Here is a 4123-nt window from a genome sequence, read left to right on the forward strand (position 1 = left end):
GTCCTGGCGGTCCGCCAGAGACTGAGCAGACCGCCAAGATCCCCGACAGAGTCAGGCCCCAGGGGCGCGAGGCCCCGCGCCGGTTCAGAAGCGGGCCTCGCGGGCGTACGCGGCGCGGATCTTCTCGGCGATCCTCAGCGGCGCGGCGGGCCGCACGGTACTCGCCCCGCCGCGCGGGCGCGGACGGCGCCCCTCCCGTGCGGACGTGGAATCAGCAGGGGCGGCTGCACCGTCGTCACCGTCGCCGGCGTTGTCCGGATCATCCGCGTCGGGGGCTCCCTCCGCGGTGCGCTGACCGGTGCCGGGGGGCGGGGGCGGGCCCGCCTGCTCGTCGTCCTCGACCGCCGCCTGGTCGATGACCGTGGGCGTGTAACCGGGCGGGTACGCCGGTGGGCGGGCTTGCGCCGGGGGTTCGGGAACCGGCGCGGGGAGCTGCGGCACGGTGATCTCGGGCGTCAGACCGACGAGGCGGCGCTTGGCCTGGAGCGCGGTCAGCCCCTGCTCGTGGATGACACCCACCAGCCGCTCGGTGACCTCGGGCAGGCTCGGCCGGGCGGCCGGGTCCAACGCCAGCATGTCCGTGATCAGCGGCACGAGCTCCGGCGGAGCGTCCGTCAGATCGGGAGGGGTCGCCGGGTCCTCGATCTTCAGGGCGACGGCCTGCCACGACGGCCCCTCGTACGGGTAGTGCCCGGTCGCGGCGAAGAGCAGCACCGCGCCCAGCGCGTACACGTCGGCGGACCGGTCCAGCTGCTGCTCGCCGCGGGCCTGCTCCGGCGGCATGCACAGGACGCTGCCGACGACGAAACCGGTGGCCGTCAACGTGGTGCGGCGCTCGGCGAGCACGGCGAGACCGAAGTCGATCACCTTGGGGCCGTAGGGGGCGAGCAGGATGTTCTGCGGCTTCAGGTCCCGGTGGAGCAGTCCCGCCTCGTGGACCGTTCCGAGACCCTCCGCCAGCAGGGCCCCGAGACTGGCCGTCTCGGCGAGCGGCAGCGGCCCCTGGTCGGCGACCAGGGTGCGCAGATCGGGCCCCGGGACGTACTCCACCGCGAGCCACGGCCGGTCCGCATCCGCGTCGGCACCGACGAAGGCCGCGACGAACGGCCCGTAGACCGTGCGCAGGCTCTCCACCTCGGACAGGAAGCGCGCCCGGCTGTCCTCGTCGAGCACGGACGGCTTGATCACCTTCACGGCGGCCTGGTGACCGGCCGCGGACTCCCCGAGGAACACCTGTCCCATGCCGCCGGAACCGATCCGGCACACGAGGGCGAAACCTCCGATCTCCTTCGGGTCGTCATCCCTCAGTGGCTCCACGGTGCTCCGCCTCCGCCTCCCCCTCGCGGTCCGCCGATCGCGCGCGTGCGCGAGATGGACCTGCCTGAACCGGGAGAAAGTCTATGCAGGTCCCCCGCTGTCCCGTACTGCGGCCGTCACGACGCCCTGGCGCCCTCATGACACCCTCATGGCGCCCTCATGACGCTCAGCCCCAGTGCTCCTCCTGATAGCGCAGAAGGTCGTCGCCGTGGAGCTGTCTGGTGGCATTGCCGACCCGGACCCAGAAGTCCGTGGCGCCGCTGCCGCCCTTGGCGGGCTTGGCGAACACCGGCTTGCCTGCCGCGGCGACGCTGATCTGGCAGACGACATTGCCGGAGATCTCGGGGAACCGTACGCGCACGGTGGTCGCCGTCGGGGTCGAAAGGCAGCTGTCGAGGAGTTGGCGTACGAAGAGCTCGTACCCGTCGACAGTGGCCTGCGACTCCAGGGTGCCGAGATCGTGTTCGATACCGAGGACGGTCCCGTCGTCGGCGACGCCGATGAACAGGTTTCCGCCCTCGCCGTTCAGGAAGCCGCAGACCGCCTTGACGATGTTGTGCCGCAGCGACTTGTCGGCCTGTTCGGTGTGCACGTTCCAGCGGGCGCAGGCCTTGAACTCGGTTCCCTGGGACTCGCCTGCGGCGATCATGTCGGCCGGTGTGGTCGGTACGTAGGCGGGGCGTTCCCCCGTGAGCGTCTCGAACGCGTCCCGCACGACCCTGGCGATCAGCTGACGCCGCCGTTCCAGGAAGGTGAAGTAGTCGAGCTGCTCCCAGCCGACCGGCAGCGCGTGCCACCGCACCTGCCGCTCGAGCACCTCCGGGTCCATCGCCTCCGTGATTCTCGGCCAGTAGTCATGTGGCGCGTCGGTGTTGGCCAGCTCGCTCGTCGGCCATGTCACGTAGGCCATGTTGGCGATGGCATTGACCTGGCGCCGGTCGGTGATGCCCAGTCCGGCGAGTGTCTCGGGGTGGAACAGCCGGTCCCGGTCGAGCTTCCTGGCCGGCTGGACGGAGGGATCCAGCAGGTCGCGGATCCGCTGATCGCCGAGGAGCACTTCGGCGTCGAGGATGTTGAGCGCCGCCTGATAGGCGAACAGCACCGGTGAACGCGAAGAGGAGGTGTCCAACCGGTTCGGCAGCGAGATGTCCCAGTAGTCGCCGGTGAAGTTCGCCGCGATGATCCGGTCGAGCTCCGAGACGAAGGCCTCACCGTCACCTGACGGCAGACCTCCGATGCGCCCCAGGTCGAACTCCATCTGGGACTCCGGCGAGTTGGAGTACCGGCCGGTCGTGTGCGCCATGAAGAACCACCGTGCGATCACGGGGCGGAGTTCATCGACGGTCAGCCCGAAGTCGTGGCGTCCGATCAGCCAGAGCGCATAGCTGTACAGCAGGGCGTTGTCGGAGGTGATCATCTTGCGGCTGCGGAAGCCTGCCGCCGTGACGCACTGGAAGAACTCGTGCCAGCTGTTGAGGTCCAGGACCTTCGTGTGCGCTCCGGCCAGCCGGTCGAACTGCTCCTGGCGCCGGTCGGCGGTCACCTTGCCGGTTTCAAGGTCCTTTCCCCGTAGGACGCTGTAGACATGCTGCAGCCGGGCACGCCGGAAGGCGACCGCGACTGCCACACGCAGCAGTTGGTCGGGGCTGGGGTCCAGGAAGGCGTTCCGGGGGCTCGGGCCGGGGAGTCCTGCGATCACCGCGCTGCGGCTGAAGTCCTCGAGCTGGCGGCGGCCCTTCTCCCAGTGCACCGACATCAGGGTGAGGATGAAGTCGGACTGGTTGAGCTTCACGCCGTCTGAGTTGATGCGCACGAAGATCTCGGCGACCTGCTCCTCGTCGGCCGAAGCGCCCAACTCCACCACCTGGAAGTGGAACTCGCGCAGGTCCCGGACTCCGTCGATCCGCTCTTCGAGCTCGTCCATTTCGGCATTCGACAGAGGCCGCCCGCCGGTCTGTTCGAGCCGGTGGAAGAACTGCCGGACGGTGGGCTTGTATCCGCCCGGGGCCCAGAGCGCGGTAATGTCCGGAATGAAGTGGGCGTCACGCTCGATCGCCGCGTCCGTGACCTCGAACACCTGGTCCTCCGGGCGAAACGCGAGACGGATGTTGACCTCGTCGAAGGACTTGGTGACGATCTTGCGCCCCGTGAGGACGGCGAACAGAGCGGTGAGCCGCTGCTGCCCGTCGACGACCAACAACTGAGGCGCCCGGTCGCCGGCTTCCGTACCGATCCGCCGCACGCCCACCTCGGCACCGGTCTCCCAGAACATCAGGGTGCCGATCGGATAGCCCCGGTACATCGAGTCGAACAGGTCGCGCGTCTTCGCGGCGGACCAGACGAACGGGCGTTGAATATCGGGCAGTCCGATACGACCGCCCTCGATGTCCTCGATCAGGTGCCGGAGTGTGTAGTTCGTGTCGCGATACAGAGTGGGTGGCACAGCCGAGGGTTCCTAACGTCCGAGGGTGGCTGATCGTCGGAAGCGGTCCGAGCGCGCGCGAACGGCATCAGGTTTCTACCATTCGGGCACGCACGCCGCGCCGAAGAGCAAAAGATCCATCGCCACAAGGACGTTGTGGCGGCCCGTTCACACGCATGCGCCGGTCGCCCGGGGCCCGTGCGGGCCCACCGTCGCAGCGGAGCACGTGCACCGGGCGACATGTGGAGCTGTCCGGTCCACATGAGGTGATCCGAGGACTGCCGGTGAATTCACGCACAGATGAGGCTGCTTTCCGGTTGAGTGGCTGAGTGAGCTGCACTGCGTTTGGTGGAGTCCCTGATGCCAGGGTTACGATCCTGGCGA

General features: G+C 68.8%; 2 protein-coding genes. Both read right to left on the reverse strand.

Features of this window, described 5'->3' with window-relative positions:
• Nucleotides 1-84 precede the first annotated feature (84 nt).
• Nucleotides 85-1317 (reverse strand): serine/threonine-protein kinase, encoded by a 1233-nt coding sequence (locus ACLF6P_RS29695; RefSeq protein WP_415954516.1) that lies wholly within the window; start codon nt 1315-1317, stop codon nt 85-87.
• A gap of 166 nt (nt 1318-1483) precedes the next feature.
• The gene (locus ACLF6P_RS29700; protein WP_415954517.1) at nt 1484-3760 is read right to left on the reverse strand and encodes a GmrSD restriction endonuclease domain-containing protein; all 2277 of its coding nucleotides are present in this window, start codon (nt 3758-3760) and stop codon (nt 1484-1486) included.
• Nucleotides 3761-4123 lie beyond the last annotated feature (363 nt).

This window comes from Streptomyces lothianensis (genome assembly GCF_047779955.1).
Taxonomy (GTDB): domain Bacteria; phylum Actinomycetota; class Actinomycetes; order Streptomycetales; family Streptomycetaceae; genus Streptomyces.